The sequence below is a fragment of the Desulfovibrio sp. SGI.102 genome, assembly GCF_050314315.1.
In the GTDB taxonomy this organism is placed as follows: domain Bacteria; phylum Desulfobacterota; class Desulfovibrionia; order Desulfovibrionales; family Desulfovibrionaceae; genus Desulfovibrio.
This window is the reverse complement of record NZ_JBNPNC010000034.1, coordinates 13,704-29,261: the sequence shown is the minus strand read 5'-3', so window position 1 is coordinate 29,261 and position 15,558 is coordinate 13,704. Positions and strand designations below refer to the sequence as shown.

General features: G+C 63.8%; 11 protein-coding genes. 7 read left to right on the top strand and 4 right to left on the bottom strand.

The window, feature by feature from the left end; genetic code table 11:
* Nucleotides 1-3 precede the first annotated feature (3 nt).
* From ACQRCJ_RS08460 to ACQRCJ_RS08445, 4 genes are all read right to left on the bottom strand, one after another.
* Nucleotides 4-1,917 (bottom strand): sigma 54-interacting transcriptional regulator, encoded by a 1,914-nt coding sequence (locus tag ACQRCJ_RS08460; protein ID WP_168935133.1) that lies wholly within the window; start codon nt 1,915-1,917, stop codon nt 4-6.
* Nucleotides 1,918-2,265: 348 nt separating this feature from the next.
* Complete coding sequence (locus ACQRCJ_RS08455) at nt 2,266-3,744, bottom strand: SLC13 family permease (RefSeq protein WP_303995756.1); 1,479 nt, start codon at nt 3,742-3,744, stop codon at nt 2,266-2,268.
* 97 nt (nt 3,745-3,841) lie between these two features.
* On the bottom strand, nt 3,842-4,996 hold the full coding sequence (locus ACQRCJ_RS08450) for a sulfotransferase family protein (RefSeq protein ID WP_168935129.1): 1,155 nt from the start codon (nt 4,994-4,996) through the stop codon (nt 3,842-3,844).
* A gap of 47 nt (nt 4,997-5,043) precedes the next feature.
* The gene (locus ACQRCJ_RS08445; protein WP_168935127.1) at nt 5,044-5,793 is read right to left on the bottom strand and encodes a sulfite exporter TauE/SafE family protein; all 750 of its coding nucleotides are present in this window, start codon (nt 5,791-5,793) and stop codon (nt 5,044-5,046) included.
* 243 nt (nt 5,794-6,036) lie between these two features.
* Between ACQRCJ_RS08445 and ACQRCJ_RS08440 the strand changes: the two genes are divergently transcribed.
* The 7 genes from ACQRCJ_RS08440 to ACQRCJ_RS08410 all read left to right on the top strand — a co-directional run bounded on the left by ACQRCJ_RS08440 (nt 6,037) and on the right by ACQRCJ_RS08410 (nt 15,463).
* A complete protein-coding gene (locus tag ACQRCJ_RS08440) occupies nt 6,037-7,518 on the top strand; it encodes a TolC family protein (protein WP_240937654.1) in 1,482 nt (493 codons plus the stop codon).
* 10 nt (nt 7,519-7,528) lie between these two features.
* Entirely contained in the window at nt 7,529-9,193 is a 1,665-nt protein-coding gene (locus ACQRCJ_RS08435; RefSeq protein ID WP_006009140.1) for a ribonuclease J, read from the top strand.
* 355 nt (nt 9,194-9,548) lie between these two features.
* A complete protein-coding gene (gene hflK / locus ACQRCJ_RS08430) occupies nt 9,549-10,706 on the top strand; it encodes an FtsH protease activity modulator HflK (protein ID WP_427799627.1) in 1,158 nt (385 codons plus the stop codon).
* The gene (gene hflC / locus ACQRCJ_RS08425) at nt 10,706-11,554 is read left to right on the top strand and encodes a protease modulator HflC (protein ID WP_168935121.1); all 849 of its coding nucleotides are present in this window, start codon (nt 10,706-10,708) and stop codon (nt 11,552-11,554) included. Before hflK ends, hflC begins: the two co-directional genes overlap by 1 nt.
* A 7-nt stretch (nt 11,555-11,561) precedes the next feature.
* On the top strand, nt 11,562-12,251 hold the full coding sequence (locus tag ACQRCJ_RS08420; RefSeq protein WP_427799626.1) for a LexA family transcriptional regulator: 690 nt from the start codon (nt 11,562-11,564) through the stop codon (nt 12,249-12,251).
* Nucleotide 12,252: 1 nt separating this feature from the next.
* Nucleotides 12,253-13,350, top strand: coding sequence for a lytic murein transglycosylase (locus ACQRCJ_RS08415; protein WP_320861378.1), 1,098 nt, complete (start codon nt 12,253-12,255; stop codon nt 13,348-13,350).
* A gap of 298 nt (nt 13,351-13,648) precedes the next feature.
* Nucleotides 13,649-15,463: a DUF697 domain-containing protein gene (locus tag ACQRCJ_RS08410; protein WP_427799625.1), complete on the top strand. Its 1,815-nt coding sequence runs from the start codon at nt 13,649-13,651 to the stop codon at nt 15,461-15,463.
* The last annotated feature ends 95 nt before the right edge of the window (nt 15,464-15,558 follow it).

Sequence of the window (15,558 nt, the reverse complement as noted above, 5' to 3'; positions counted from 1 at the left end):
CTCTTAGTCGGCAGCGTACATCTTGCGCCAGAGGGTATTGAGGCTGATGCCCAGGGATTTGGCCGTGCTTTTTTTGCTGTACTGCTGGCGGGCCAGTTCCTGGCGGATGATCTTTTTTTCCATCAGCCGCAGGCGCTGGCGCAAGCTGCCGCTCTCGGGCAGATCCTGCTCCTTATGGGCCTCGGTCGTCCTGGGGGGGGCTGCCAGGATGCCCTGGGTCTGGCGCATGTCGAGCAGGAGTTCCCGCAGCAGGGGGATCTGGCAGGCATCGCTGGTGGACATCAGGCAGTAGCGGCGCAGCAGCGCATCCAGTTCGCGCACGTTGCCGGGCCAGGGATAGCTGCAAAGGAGCTCGATGGCTTCCGGGGTCATTTTCTTGTGGATCATGCCCATGCGGCGCAGGATATGCCGGACCAGCAGGGTCATGTCCTGGAGGCGCTCGCGCAGGGGCGGCATCTCCAGGCGCAGCAGCGTCAGGCGGTAGTAAAGGTCGGCACGGAAGCGTCCCTCCCTGACCTCGCACACGAGGTCTTTCCAGGATGAGCAGACCACTCGCGCGTTGACGGTCACGGGCCTGTCCCCGCCAAGGCGGAAGATCTCGCCGCTTTCCAGGACGCGCAGGAGCCTGACCTGTACGGCGGCGCTGATGTCCGCGATCTCGTCCAGGAAGATGGTGCCGTCCTGTGCCAGTTCGAACAGGCCCTGCTTGCCGCCGCGGCGGGCGCCGGTGAACGCCCCTTCGGCATAGCCGAACAGTTCGCTTTCCAGCAGGCTTTCCGGCAGGGCACCGCAGTTGACGGCCACGAAGGCCGCGTGGCGCCTGGGACTGGCGTTGTGGATGGCGTGGGCCAGCAGTTCCTTGCCTGTCCCGCTTTCCCCGTGGATGTAGATCCCTGCGTCTGAGTCGGCGAAACGCTGCGCGTGTACCCGCAGGGTCCGCATGGAAGGGCTTTCGCCCAGCAGGTCGTTCAGCGTGAACCTGGCCCGCAAGCCTGCCTGACGGGAGTGCTTGAGCCGCCGCTGCAGGTCCGTGAGGACCACGTCGGGCGTCAGGACGCTCAGGGCCCCTTTCTGGACTCCGTCGACCACTACGGCGCTGCTGGTGAAAACAAGATCCTGGCCGTTCTCCCCTTTCAGGGTACCTTCCGTGGGCCTGCCCGTTTCCAGGCTTTCGGTAAGGCCAAGGTGCTGCAGTGCCCATCCGTCCTGGAGGCGCTTTTGTCCCAGGGCCTGCCGGGCCACGGGATTGCTGATGGCCAGCTTGCCTGTGGGATCTATGCCTATGACGCCTTCATGGAGGGCATCGACCACGTCCTGGAGCCAGGCCGCGTGTTCGCGGTCACGGCGGCGGGCCTGGGCGATGTTGGACGCTTCCTCGAAGGCCCGTTCCAGGGCCTCGTTGCCCGGACAGACCACGATGCCCGGGCAGTGGTGGGCCTGCGCGATGGAGACGCAGACGCCGCCCCCCACGACGCAGCCGGCGCCCTGGGCGATGGCCTGGGTGATGCCCAGGGTCAGTTCCCGGGAGTTGGTGAAACGGATAGGCTGCAGGCGGATGTGCAGCAGGCGGGAGAACAGTTCCGACCAGGGGGGGGTGGCGTTATAGCATGTCACGGCCACATTGTCCGTATATTCGCGGGCTTCCATCAGGGCCTGCAAGATGGACATATGGCTCCGGGAGATGGTGACGACGGGTTCGTTCAGATGACGGCGCAGGAGCTTCCCGGTTCCGCCGCCGCCCAGGATCACATCCACACCCTGGTCGAACAATTGTTTGGCCACGGGCAGCGCCTCTTCCATGGTAGCCAGACGGACTTCTTCCAGCGGCCACCCATGCTCCTGGGCATAGGTCTGGACCTTTTCTGCCACCACAGCGGAGTTCGAAACGAAGGCGAAGGAAAAGGAAGTAGACAACATAATGTCTCCTGCTCCGATGGGATATGGTGCGGGCCGTCGGAATGACACCGGGCATACGGCTTCAAGAGGCAGGGGGCCCGCAAAGACAGGCGACGGACGACATCTTTCAGTATCGTCTATGCATTAGCTAGTTTTCTCATCTTTATCCATAAAATTGTCTTGGGATGTCGCGGCTGTCAATGCAGGTCCGGGACTGTCGCTCGGTACGACAGCCCCGGAGCGGCGGGGGAGGTGTGGTGTACCCCGCCGCGGGATCGGAAGGGCGGCACGGCCGCCTTGCCGAATATCTGCCGCCATGCCGGGCCCGGAAGCGAGGGAACAGGCCGGACATGGCGGGAAACATGGTCGCTACACCGGCGGCATGATGTAGAAGTCCAGACCGAGGACCACGACGGTGAACCAGAAGTAGAGGATCGTCAGCAGCACGGAGATGAGCGCCGCGATCATGCCCCAGACGAACATGGTGCGGAGGTTGGCGCCATAACCGGCCACGATGCCCTGGGCACCGGTGGCGGAAGCCACTGCGTACGACCAGCTGATGGCCGAGCCCGTCACCCAGACCCAGGGCACGGCCCCAAAGGCCAGCCCGCGCCAGTTGGCCATGGATTCGATGGCCAGGGGCACCATGACACCGGCGGCCGCGGTATCGCTGGTCACCTGGGACAGGGCGTTGGAGGCCACGCTCCAGGCCACGATGGACAGGGTGTCATTGATGCCGACCAGGGGCGTGATCCAGCTCCCGAACACCGTACCGGCGCCCGTGGTGGCCAAGATCTTGCTCAGGGCCACAGAGGCGGGCCACATGAAGAGGATGGTGATGGGGAAATGCTCGCGCAGGGCCTTGACGGACAGGATGGTCTCATCCTTGGCGTTGCGGGCGGGCCAGAACAGCATGAGCAGCGGGATGATGCAGAACAGCTGGGTCGGCTTGAGCCAGGCCCATTGGGGCCCCTTGGTGTACGGAGCGTACAGGGGCTGAAGGACGGCCAGGAGGATGGCCAGGGCGAAACCGTAGAGGGAGACCTTTTCCTCATAGGTCATGGGGCCGAGCTTTTCCAGCTCCTGCCGGTAAAACTCCTTGCTGCCGCTGAAGCGATCCATATCCGTGTGCATGAAGTACATCATAAGGCCCACACCGGCGATGACCAGCAGGGAGACGGGCACCATGCGCAGGGTCCAGTCGATGAAATAGATGTCGTGCCCCAGGTACTTGTTGAGCAGGCCATAGGTCACCACGGACTGGCCGCCGCCCAGCGGGGTGGCCATGCCGCCCACGCTGGCGCCCCAGGCCACAGCGATGAGGATGTTCGACGCGGCCTTGGAATGCCAGCGCTGCTCATTGGTATTGAAGCCGGAGTACATCAGCGAAGCCACGGCCACGGGCGCGAACATGGCGGCCACCGTGGTGTTGCCCACCACGAAGGACGTGACGCCGCACAGGAGGAACCAGCCGGCGGTCTGGGCACGCACGCTGCCGTTGACGCGCATGAGGAAGTTCAGGGCCAGACGGCGGGCAAAGCCCCAGCGTACCCAGGCGCAGGTGATGGCAGTGGCGCCGACGATGAGGACGGCTTCACGATGCACATAGGCCTGCAGTACCTTGCCCAGCGGCATGTAGCTGTACACGCAGGCCACAAAGATGGGCACCAGGCAGGTCAGTTTGATGTCAACGACGCAGGTGATCCACCAGAAGACCATCCAGAACAGGATGCCGAAGCCGAAGCGGGATTCGATGGGGCCGAAAATGGGCATGGCCAAGGCAAGCAGCAACAGGGCCGGCCCTCCTAGGAGGTACAGCAGACGGGAAGAAGACGACGATTCAGACATGACGGGCTCCAGTCCTTTTCCGGGCGGGCCTTGCGGCCCGCCCCTCGATATCATGCCGCCCGCGGGGATTCGGGCAGACTACAGGTGGTCGGATCTGTTAAAGGACGACATCACCAACATAGCGACGCTTGATGGAGAAATGCTTCTTCCACTTGTCGGCCGCACGCTGACCGATGATGTATTCTTCGTCAGGATCACCGGCAGGGAAGACCTTGGGCGCCGTGGCGAGATCCCACAGGCCCTTCTTGCGGCGTTCTTCACGCTGGTCGATGAGCCAGTCATTGTAGCTTTCATATACGATATGGCCTTCAAAGCCATCCAGGGTGGCGGCACGGATGCGGCCGTCGAATTCGAGGTATTTTTCGATCATGCGTTCGCTGGGCATTTCGGGCTCCACCGTATTGGTGTAGCCGGCCTCTTCCAGTTCCTTGCCGGCTACGGCGGCGAAGATGCGCTGGTCGCGCAGGGAGAGCAGGTCCTTGTGGATACCCACGTACTTGTCGCTGATGGGCTTGCCCAGGGGAGCGTGGTCGCGGGAAGCCCCGCGGGCCTTGCACATGTCGGTCTTGTAGAACTCGAACATGCCTTCTTCAAAGTCTTCACCCAGGAATTCGCAGACGCCGCGCATGACCTTTTCCGGCTCGCGCACCAGTTCTTCATAGCGCACATCCAGCCACAGGCCCTTTTCACGCAGGGGCTCGCGCCATTCCTTGACGGCGTTCCAGCAACGTTTCCAGGACTGGGCGGCGCAATAGATGTTAGTGGGGCCGAAGGAGGATTCCATGTAGTCCACGCTGGCGTCGCGGCCATCGCGGGTGATGTAGATGAACTGGGCGTTGGGAAAGTCGTGGTGCATGGGGCCCACGAAGTAGAGGTTGTGCGGCGTCTTCTCGCCCCAGCGGGGTTTGTTCACATACTGGGCGAAGCGCAGATGCATGCCCGCATACAGACCGGCAAAGCTGCGTTCGGGTGCCAGCTCGATGACTTCGTCCACGATGGTGCGGGGATTGACCTTCATGCCCCAGAAAGGCGTCTTGAGGCCAAAGACCATCTCCTGGGCCAGGGTGCGGAAGTTGGCTTCGACAGACAGGTCGCCGTAGGTGTGCAGGTAGGGATAGAAGCGGGGATAGTACCAGACCACTTCCGGGACGGCGATGCGGGAGTGGCAGCCCAGCAGGGCCATGACCAAGGTGGTGCCGGAGCGTTCGGCACCGATCATGAAGATGGGACGTTCCTGGAGGTTGAGAGGCATGGGGGTCTCCTTGTTGGGGATTTGGGGAATGTTGGGGATGTTTTCGATCAGGCCTGCAGAAGCGCACGGACGAAAATGAAGGCACCTACGATGATGCAGACGACTGAAACCATTTTTTTCAGGACGCCGGACGAGACGCTGTGGGCCAGCTTGGCGCCGGCCACGACGCCGACAAGTTCGGCGACCGTGACCAGAAGGGCCATGTGCAGGTCGACGAAACCGTTGGCGAAGTTACTGATGGAACCGGAAGTGGCAGCCGTGATCTGGATGACCTGGCTGGTGGCGATGGACGTGAGGGGCGTAAAGCCCAGGATGACCATGAGGGGCACGGAAAGCACGGGGCCGCCAACACCTGTCAGGCCCGAGCCAAAGCCTACGGTAGCGCCGATGAGAAGCAGCTGCAGACGCTGCCGTCCGTCACCGGGACGGTAGGTGATGGTGCCGCCCTTGGCAGGGAACAGGGCATAGATGCCCGCAAAGATGATGATGCACCCCAGGATGAGATTGAGGATCCAGGCCGGGGCGATGGCATTGGCCAGGGCACCGGGATAACCGCCTATAAGGCCGCCGATACAGACCGGGATGGTGATGCCCCAGTTGATGCTGCCGTGCTTGCAGTACAGCCAGGTCCCCAAGATGCCGGTAAAGATGAAGCTGAACAGGGACGTGGCCATGGCCGCATGGGTGGTCAGGCCACCGAAGGCGCTCAGGGCGGGGATCAGCAGGATGCCACCCACGCCGACAGTTCCAATAAGCCCGCCGACGATCAGGGCGACGATGAGAAGAAGGATGATCATGATTTGCTCCGATGTGATGTTGTTCACAAGTTAAGCAAACAGCGTGCCAAGGATAAAATTTTTTATAATATATTGTTTTTATTTTATTTTATTTAAAAACATGTCAATTGTGACATGATGCGTTTTTTGCAAAATAGAGATGAAACTTTCGATATCTGATACATATCGATGTGAAAGGCACAAGGCTCGCTCCAGCCCCCGGGGAACATAGAAAGCGCATTGCAAGCCCGCGGGTGAGGGTGTATGCTGCGCCCTATGTTGATGGAAAGCTTTTCTTCCTTCCGGGGGCGCTGTGTCCGGCATCTGGGCACGGCGGTCTTGTGCGTGGTCCTGCTGGGGTCTTCCCAGACTTCTTTTGCCGCGTCCGCCGGCCGGCAGGATGCCGTTGCCCGGCAGCCCGTCTATACCGGCCAGCGCTCGGCCGAGACGGCGGACAGGCCCGTGGCGGGCAAGAGCATCGGCATGTCCGATGCCGTGGAGCATGCCCTGCGCTTCAACCCCGGCCTGGGGGCGCAGGAAGCCGAGAGCCGTTCCTCCGAAGAAGGGCGAAAATCCGCGCGCGGTGCCTTCGGGCCGCGTCTGGGGGTGAGCTATTCCGCCACCAAGACCGAGAGCAAGCGCGATCCTTCCGCCACCATGGGCACCAAGAACCCCAAGATGGGCGTCTACAGCTGGGGCGTCGAAGTGACCCAGCCCATCTTCCAGGGCTTCCGCCTGCTCTCCACCTACCAGAAGGCCGCCCTGCAGGCCGACAGCGACAAGGCCTCGCTGCGCAAGGCCGAGCTGGACATGACCGAGCAGGTGCAGACGGCGTTCCTGGAATACCTGAAAGCCGGTGAGAACACCCGCAGCATGCGCGACAGCCTGACCCGCCTGCGCGAACAGCTGCGCATCGCCCAGGCCTATTTCGAAGTGGGCCTGAGCCCCCGTCTGGACGTGCTCCAGGCCGAGGTGGACGTGAGCGAGGCCGAGAGCCTGCTCATCGAGGCCGAGAACACCCAGGCCACCGCCCTGGCCAGGCTCAATACCCTGCTGGGCTTCGACGCCACGGCCGTCAATACCTATACCGGTACGCTCAAGGAAGTGGGCTTCCGCTATACGCTGGAGCAGTGTCTGGAGCTGGCCTACCGCCAGCGTCCCGACCTGTATGTGGCCCAGAAGGCCGTGGAGATCGCCCGCAAGAGCCAGAAGGAAGTGCAGAGCGACTACTATCCCCAGATCGAGGGCTATTACAGCATGACGCAGAGCGGCAATACGCCCGGCATGCAGCGTTCCGGCGAGAACGGCTCGCACGTCACCAACTGGGAAGTGGGGGCGCAGGCCACCTGGAACGTGTTCGAATGGGGCACCACCTACTATGCCGACAAGCAGGCCGGCTGGCAGGTGACCAAGATGCGTTACGAGCAGGAGAACCTCAAGCTGGAAGTGGGCTACGACATCAAGTCCAAGTATCTGGCCGTGCAGGAGGCCCGCAAGCGCATCGCCGTGGCCCAGAACAGCGTGGCACAGGCCACGGAGGCCTATAACGTGGCCCTGGCCCGTTATCACGAACATGTGGGCACCAACTTCGACGTACTGGACGCCTCGGCCAACCTCACTTCGGCCCAGTCCTCTTTGACCGGTGCCAAGGCCGACTACCTGACGGCCCTTTCCCAGATCTATGTAGCCATGGGCGAATATCATCCCGACCTGCTGCGGGAAGGTGGCGCCGCCAGAAGAAAATAGACGGTCCCGTATGAGTGATTCTGAACAATTTTTGACAGTGACCCCCCTGGGTGGCCTGGGGGAGATCGGTCTCAACTGCCAGCTGTGGGAGACTTCCGCAGGCGTGGTCATGGTGGACTGCGGCCTGATGTTCCCGGATGATTTCCATTTGGGCGTGGACGTGGTCATCCCGCATTTCGGCGCGGTGAGCGCCGTGCGCGACAAATTGCTGGGCATCGTCCTGACCCACGGCCACGAAGACCACATCGGCGCCCTGCCGTGGCTGGTGCCCCAGCTGCGCGGCACGCGCATCTACGGCTCCTATTTCACCCTGGCCCTGGTGGAGCACAAACTCAGGGAGCACGAGCTGCTGGACTGGGTGGAGTTGTGCCCGGTGGAGCCCGGTGACCAGGTGGCCTTGGGCGACATGACCTTCCATTTCTTTCCCGTGTGCCATTCCATCCCCGAAGGTTTCGGCCTGGGCGTGGAGACGCCCGTGGGCCGCATCGTCCACAGCGGGGACTTCAAGATCGATCCCCAGCCCCTGGCCGGCAGCGGCACGGATCTGGCGACCTTTCGCGACTTCGCCGGGCCGGAGGGCGCGCGCCTGCTGTTCTCCGATTCCACCAATGTGGAGCGCGACGGCCGTTCCCTCACCGAACGGGCCGTCATGGAGTCCCTGGGCAAGGTCTTCGACGAGGCCCCGGGCCGCATCGTGGTGACGCTGTTCTCCAGCCACATCCAGCGCATCCAGGAAGTCTTCGACCTGGCGCGCGAGCGCGGGCGCACCGTGGTCATCAGCGGCAAGTCCCTGGCCAACAATATCGAGATGGCCCGCGATCTGGGCATCGCCAAGCTGCCGCCCAGCTTTTTCAACGCCCATAACGGCGTGCCCGACCTGCCCGACGAGCAGCTGGTGCTGGTGGTGACCGGCGCCCAGGGCGAACCGTTGTCCGCGCTGTCGCGCATGGTGCTGGGCGGCCACCGCCAGCTCAGCATCCGCAAGGGCGACACCGTGGTCATGAGCTCGCGCATGATCCCCGGCAACGTCAAGGCCGTGTCGCGCCTCATCAACGAGATGTATCGCCTGGGGGCCACGGTCCTGTACGAGAGCGTGCGGGCCATCCATGCCTCGGGCCACGCCCACCGTGACGAGTTGCGCGAACTGCTGGGCGCGGTGCGGCCTGAATATTTCGTGCCCGTGCACGGGGAGTACCGCCATCTGTTCAAGCACGGGCAGCTGGCGCGCGAGTGCGGCGTCAAGCCCGACAACGTGGTCCTGCTGGAGGACGGCTGTCCCCTGACCCTGCTGCCGGACGGCATCCGTCTGGAGCCGCCCGTGCCGGTGGAATGCACGCTGGTGGACGGCAAGGGCGTGGGCGACGTGGGCTCGGCCGTGCTGCGCGAGCGCCGCATCCTCGGCGACGAGGGCATGGTCATCGTGGTGCTGGTGCTGGATGCCGAGACCGGCAGCGTGCTGCACGGGCCGGAGATGTTCTCCAAGGGCTTCGTGTTCGAGCAGCACTACAGCCATGTGCTGGAAGATGCCAAATGCCTGGTGCTGGACGAGATCGAATCCGTCCGCCCCGGGCAGCTCACCCGTCTGCAGGAAGGCATCCGGGCCTCGTTGCGACGCTTTTTCCGCCGGGTCCTGGAACGGGATCCGGTGGTCGTCCCCATCGTCAGCGAGGTGTAACTCTTTTGTATCTTTACAGGAATGAACAGGGTCGTGGTGCCGCCGCGGCCCTGTTTTACTTTTTTTTACATGATGCGGAAAGGCGGGCACGTTGACAGAGGACAGGTATTTCTTACTATAATGCTCGTCTTTTGTGTCCGGTCGTCAGGAAAGACCGTTCGCCTTGACCACAGTGACGTATCAACTTAATATTTGTAGTCTTTATCTTGCTCGTCAGGCATGTCCCGCAGGATGAGCGGGCTTCCGGCAGGATGGTTCCTGCCACGGGCAACGGCGTACGGGCCGGGCACTCCGGCTGTGATCGCCGGTCCTAAGGCGTTCTTTAACCCCATTCAGCAAAAGGGATGTCCTCCACATGACTTGGGATTGGGATAAATTGCAGGAAAAACGGCAACGGCAGCAGGGGCAGCGCCCCTCCCGTCCGCTCTTCGGTGATGATAACGACACTCAGGACGAACAGCCCCGGCGCGCCCGGCGTTCGCCTTCCGGCAACGGGGGCGACGGTAACGGCTTCGACGGCAGGAATGCCCTGAAAAAGCTTTCCGGCATGAAGATGCCGGGCGGCATGGTGATCTGGCTGGTGCTGGGCCTGGTGGGCCTGTGGCTCTTGTCGGGCATCTATATCGTCAACCCTGACGAGGAGGGCGTGGTGCTGCGCTTCGGCAAGTACGACCGCACCGAAGGCCCCGGCCCCCATTACGCGCTGCCCGCTCCCATCGAGACCGTCTACAAGCCCCAGGTGACCCAGGTGCTGCGCTGCGAGGTGGGCTTCCGCTCCACCGGGCAGGCCACCACCTTCCGTCAGGGCGAGCTGCGCAGCGTGCCCAAGGAAGCCTCCATGCTCACCGGTGACGAGAACATCGTCAACGTCCAGTTCAGCGTGCAGTACAAGATCAGCGACGCGGTCAAGTACCTGTTCAACATCAGCGACCCCACCAACCTGGTGCGTAACGCCGCCGAGGCCGCCATGCGCGAGGTCATCGGCAACAGCCTCATCGATTCGGCCATCACCGACGGCAAGCTGAAGATCCAGAGCGACGCCACGGTGCTGCTCCAGGAGGTCCTGGACCGTTACGAGGCCGGTATCCAGGTGCTGGCCGTGCAGATGCAGGACGTGCATCCGCCGCAGGAAGTGAGCGATGCCTTCAAGGACGTGGCCAGTGCCCGCGAGGACAAGAGCCGTATCATCAACGAGGCGGAAGCCTACCGCAACGCACTGCTGCCGCAGGCTCGCGGTGAGGCCGCGGCCATCCTCAACAAGGCCGAGGCCTACCGGGTGGCGCGCCTGCGGCAGGCCGAAGGTGAGTCCCGCCGTTTCGATGCCCTGCGTCAGGAATACGAAAAGGCTCCCGACGTGACCCGCCAGCGCCTGTATTATGAGGCCATGGAAGAGATCCTGGCCGCTTCCAAGGATAAGACCCTGCTGGACAGCGGCGTCTCCGGCAAGGTGCTGCCGCATATGCCTCTTCCGGGTACGCCCGCTTTCGGCGTCCTGCCCTCGGAGAAGAAATAATGACCAAGAATCCCCTTCTTTACGGTGTGTTGCTGCTGGTACTGGCCGTTTTTGTAACCCAGTGCTGCTTCACCGTGCACCAGACCCAGCAGGCCTTGGTGCTCCAGCTGGGTGACCCCCTGCCCGAGATCTACCGGCCCGGCCTGCACTTCAAGCTGCCCTTCATCCAGAAGGTCGTTTATTTTGATGCCCGCGTGCTTGATTACGCCGCCAGCTCGCGCGAGGCCTTCACCGTGGACAAAAAGACCATCGTGCTGGACAACTACGCCCGCTGGCGCATCAGTGATCCCCTACAGTTCTACCGCACCATGCGTACCATCCCCGGTGCGCAGGCCCGTCTGGACGACGTGGTCTATTCGCAGCTGCGGGCCCTGGTGGGCGCCTACACCCTGACCGAGGTGGTCTCCAAGGAGCGCGCCACCATTATGACCCGCGTGACGGAAAAGGTCTCCGACCTCATGAAGCCCTACGGGGTGGAGGTGCTGGATGTGCGCATCAAGCGCACCGACCTGCCCACGGAAAACCAGCGCTCCATCTTCGACCGCATGCGGGCCGAGCGTGAACGCCAGGCCAAGCAGTACCGTTCCGAAGGCCAGGAAGAGGCCACGCGCATCCGTTCCGATGCTGACCGGCAGAAGGCCCTCATCCTTGCCGAGGCCAACCGCGAGGCCCAGGTGCTCTATGGTCAGGGCGATGCCCAGGCGGCCGCCGTCTACGCCGCGGCCTACGGCAAGTCGCCGGAATTCTATTCCTATCAGCGCTGGCTCGACGCCCTGCGCAAGTCCTTTAAGGAGAACAGCAAGATGGTGCTGGGCAGTCAGGTGCCCTTGCTGGATTTGCAGAAGTAGGTAGACCATGGGCTTTACGGAAATCTACGAACGCATCAAGCTGGCCGCCAATTGTCGTACCCAGGTGGAGCTGGCGGAGTTGCTCAATATCCGCCAGTCCAGCATCTCGGACGCCAAGCGCCGTGATTCTGTGCCGGGCGACTGGTACATGAAGCTCTTCGAGCGTTTCGGCCTCAACCCCGACTGGCTCAAGTACGGGGTGGGCCCCCTCTATCTGCGTACGGAAAAAGGCTACTGTCCCCAGGAGGCCCCCCAGGCCCTTGCCGAGACCGTGGCCTGCTACGGGGACGACTTCACCCGGTCTACTGTGGTGGACGTCTACGATATGGCCTGTGTCTATACGGACGAGGCCCCCAGGCCCGCTCTGTCTGTTTCCGGCAGGGTCCCCCTGCCGCAGGCCTTCTTGCGGCCCCCGCTGCAAGTGCTGCGCCTGCGCGGCCAGGCCATGGAGTCTTTGCTGCGCGAAGGGGCCTACATCGGGGTAGACGTCGAGGATCTGGCCCCTGTCTCCGGCAGGACCTACGCCCTGTTCGCCCCGCTGGAAGGGGTGGTTGTCCGCCAGGTGTTTCTGGACGGCCCGCAGCAGGGCTATGTTCTGAGGGCCCAGTCCCCGGATTATCCCGAAACATCCCTGGATGCCGCCCTGTTGCAGCGCCGTATGCTGGGGCGTGTGGTCTGGACTTTCCAGGAGGTATAGCATGAGCATCTCCACCAGGGGCGGACGCAGAGCCCTGCGTCTCGTCCTGTGTGCCCTGTGTTGTCTGCTGCTGGCCGCTTGCGGCGGCAAAGAACCCGTGGATGACGTAGTGGCCAGCGGCACCGTGATCCTGGAGCCGCCGTCCGCGTCGGGCGGCAGCGATGACGGCATCAAGGAACGCTCCCTCGGGCCTTCTCCCGCGGCCCCGGCTGTGGTGACGCCTGTGGCGTCCCCCGCGCCCAAGACCGTACGCCCATCCTCTCCGGCCGTGGCCTCTGCCTGGAAGGATCTGTCGCGCCGTCTGGCTGCCGACGGCATCTCCGGGCCCAAGGTGGACGCCTTGCTGGCGGGCCTGCCTGCCACGCCCACCCAGTCGCCCATGGGCCGCAAGATCAAGGCTCTGTACAATCGCAAGTTCTTTCCCGCGCCGCCTTCGGACAAGCCGCAGGCGCAGTATTACAAGGGCGTGGTCACGGACGCCAACGCGCGTTTGTGCCGCCAGTTCATCTCGGCCAACAGCAAGACCTTCCGCCAGGCGGAGCAGCGTTACGGCGTGCCTTCGTCCATCGCGGCGGCCCTGTTGTTTGTGGAGACCCGCCTCGGCAAGGTGCTGGGCGATACCTCGGAGAACGCCTTCTACACCCTGGCCAGCATGGCCGTGAGCCGGACGCCGGAGAGCATCAGCGACTGGCTGCCGCAGTTGCGCGACCATGAGCAGCACATGGACTGGATCGCCGAGACCATGCCCAAGCGTGCGGACTGGGCCTACAAAGAGACCAAGGCCCTGGTGGAGCACATGCTGCGCGACCGTGTGTCGCCGGAACATCTGCCCGGTTCCATCTACGGCGCCGTGGGTCTGTGCCAGTTCATGCCGTCCAATATTGCCACCTACGGTGCGGACGGTGACGGCGACGGCCGTGTGGACCTGTTCACCGTGCCCGATGCCGTGGCCAGTCTTTCCAACTATCTTGCCCGGCACGGCTGGAAGGCCGGGCTCTCCCGCGAGCGCCAGCATGCCCTGCTGATGCACTACAACCACTCCACGGTCTACGCCAATACCATCATGGCTCTGGCTGACCGTGTCGCCGCTCTGAAGTGAGTCTCGGGACGGCAGGTGCGCCTGCCGTCCTTTTTTGACAGGTCGCGTCCCTGGCCACGGATCGTTCCGGCGGCCCTGCCGGGGAGTGCACGCGCCTGCGCCTTCCTTCCTCCTTTCCGGGGCCTTCGGTGCTCCGCAGATCCCTATCCCCTGTTCCTGACATCCTGCTGACGCGCCCCGTGTTGAGTTGTGAACGGTTCCGTCGTGCGGCAGAGCCGCTCCGGCAGGCCCGTTCCTGCTTTTGTGACTGTTCTTCGCGGGCGGGTCCCCTCATCCTTCCTTCGTACAGGGAGCTGACATGACGTTTATCTCGACTTTGCTGAAAGCGGCTGCGGCCCTTTTCATGCTCGTTATCCTGATGTTGCTGGTCCAGCTGGACCTGACGGCCTTCCAGACGGTGGAAGTGCTGGCTCCCGGCTGGGGCTGGCTGGCCTTCGTGTCCCTGCTGGCGCTGGAGACAGGCGCCGTGCTCTGGCTGGGCCTGGCCTGGTTTTCCCGTGCGCCCCGCCTGGTCTTGCGTGACGATCCCACGGAGGCGGAACGTCAGGCCTTTGCCCGTGAACTGGAACGTCGTCTGAAGAAGAATCCCCATGTCCGTGCCGCAGGCCTCCGCGCCACGGATGAGCATTTTCTGGAAAAGGCCCTCGACGTGCTGGACGCCCGTGCCGGGGAAGAGATCCGCAACAGTGCCAAACGGGTGTTCCTGGGCACGGCCCTGTCCCAGAACGGCCGTCTGGATGCGCTCATCATGTTCGTCTCGCTGGCTCGCATGGTCTGGCGGGTCTCCGGCATCTACAACCAGCGTCCCACCCCGGCGGAGCTGTGGAGCGTCTACAGCACGGTCTCCTCGGCCACGTTCATTTCCTTTTCCATCGAGGCCCTGGACATCCCCCGGACCATCACCGAGAGCATGAACGAGCTGCTGCCCGCGGTCACGCCCGCCATGGCGGCCTCCAGCGTGCCGCTCATGGGGCCCATGATGCAGCAATGCACGACCGCCGTCATCGACGGGGCGGCCAACTGCCTGCTGGCCATCCGGGCCGGTGTGGTGACGCGCAGTGCCTTCCGTTTTGCTGCCCTGGGCAGGGAAGAGGCCCGGCAGCAGGCCTGCGTCCGGGAGGCGGGCACCATGCTGGCGGAGATCTCCCGGGAGACCGTGGGGGCCATCGTGGAGGCCTTCCGCAAGCAGCTGGTGAACTTGCCTGCCTCCATGGGGCAGAAGATCTCGGAGACCGTGGGCACCGTGGCCGACAGCGCCCTGGAAAAGACCCGGGGCGCCGCCCAGAGCGTGGCGCGCGGCGGTACGGCCGTGGCCGAGGCTGTGAGTTCTGGTGCCGGTGCCGTCATTGGTGCCGGGCAGGCCGTGGCCGGGGCTGTCAGTACGGGAGCCGGTGCTGTGGCGGATGCCTTGGGCAACGGGACCAGCGCCGTCATCCATGCCGTGGGCGACTGTGCCACCAGTGCGGAAAAAGTCGTGCTGCGCGGCAGCAGCGCGGTTATGGAAAGTGTCGGCAGCGGAGCGGGGGCTGTGGCGGACATGGTGAGTAGCGGGACCAGCGCGGTCATCGGTGTAGTAAGCGATGGTGCTGCCACTGCCGGGCAGGCCGTGGCGCGCGGCGGTACGGCCGTCGTGGGGGCCGTGAGTTCTGGTGCCGGTGCCGTTATCGGTGCGGGACAGGCCGTGGCCGGAGCCGTCAGCAGCGGCACCACTGCCGTCCTGGGCGCCGTGCGGGGCATACTGCCCGGCAACCGGCGGCGGGAGGCCACGGCGGACGAGCGTTTCGTCCTGCATCTGGCCCTGGTCTGGTCGCAGGGGCGTCCGGGCTGGAAGCGCCGTCGCCAGCTGGCCCGGCTGTGCGATGCGGAAGGTGTGAGCGCCGGGCTGCGTACGCTGGTGGACAGGCATCCCGACCTCGACCTGCTGGAGCCGCAGCTGTCGTTCTGGCGGGGCAGAGTGGAGGACGTGCTGTCCTGCCACCGCTCCCTGGAGCTGGAACACGGCGCGGCGGCCGCGGCGTGGCTGGCGGAACTGGATCACCGGCTGGGGCTGGGCGGCAGTTTGCAGAGCGGCCGTGAGGAGCCCGCCTCCGGCTGGAAACGCTTCTGGAAGTGAGCGCACGGGGCGGGATCTCCCGCGTATTGTCCGGCAGTCCGGCGGATCTGTGAAAAGATTCCCTGTTTTGTGACGATGGTCACAGTTGTGGCCGG

Bases quoted from the DNA above. Each gene is read 5' to 3' on its own strand.
- ACQRCJ_RS08420 (WP_427799626.1), top strand. From the start codon at position 11,562: ATGGGCTTTACGGAAATCTACGAACGCATCAAGCTGGCCGCCAATTGT.
- ACQRCJ_RS08435 (WP_006009140.1), top strand. From the start codon at position 7,529: ATGAGTGATTCTGAACAATTTTTGACAGTGACCCCCCTGGGTGGCCTG.
- ACQRCJ_RS08445 (WP_168935127.1), bottom strand. From the start codon at position 5,793: ATGATCATCCTTCTTCTCATCGTCGCCCTGATCGTCGGCGGGCTTATT.
- hflC (WP_168935121.1), top strand. From the start codon at position 10,706: ATGACCAAGAATCCCCTTCTTTACGGTGTGTTGCTGCTGGTACTGGCC.
- hflK (WP_427799627.1), top strand. From the start codon at position 9,549: ATGACTTGGGATTGGGATAAATTGCAGGAAAAACGGCAACGGCAGCAG.
- ACQRCJ_RS08450 (WP_168935129.1), bottom strand. From the start codon at position 4,996: ATGCCTCTCAACCTCCAGGAACGTCCCATCTTCATGATCGGTGCCGAA.
- ACQRCJ_RS08410 (WP_427799625.1), top strand. From the start codon at position 13,649: ATGACGTTTATCTCGACTTTGCTGAAAGCGGCTGCGGCCCTTTTCATG.
- ACQRCJ_RS08455 (WP_303995756.1), bottom strand. From the start codon at position 3,744: ATGTCTGAATCGTCGTCTTCTTCCCGTCTGCTGTACCTCCTAGGAGGG.
- ACQRCJ_RS08460 (WP_168935133.1), bottom strand. From the start codon at position 1,917: ATGTTGTCTACTTCCTTTTCCTTCGCCTTCGTTTCGAACTCCGCTGTG.
- ACQRCJ_RS08415 (WP_320861378.1), top strand. From the start codon at position 12,253: ATGAGCATCTCCACCAGGGGCGGACGCAGAGCCCTGCGTCTCGTCCTG.
- ACQRCJ_RS08440 (WP_240937654.1), top strand. From the start codon at position 6,037: ATGCTGCGCCCTATGTTGATGGAAAGCTTTTCTTCCTTCCGGGGGCGC.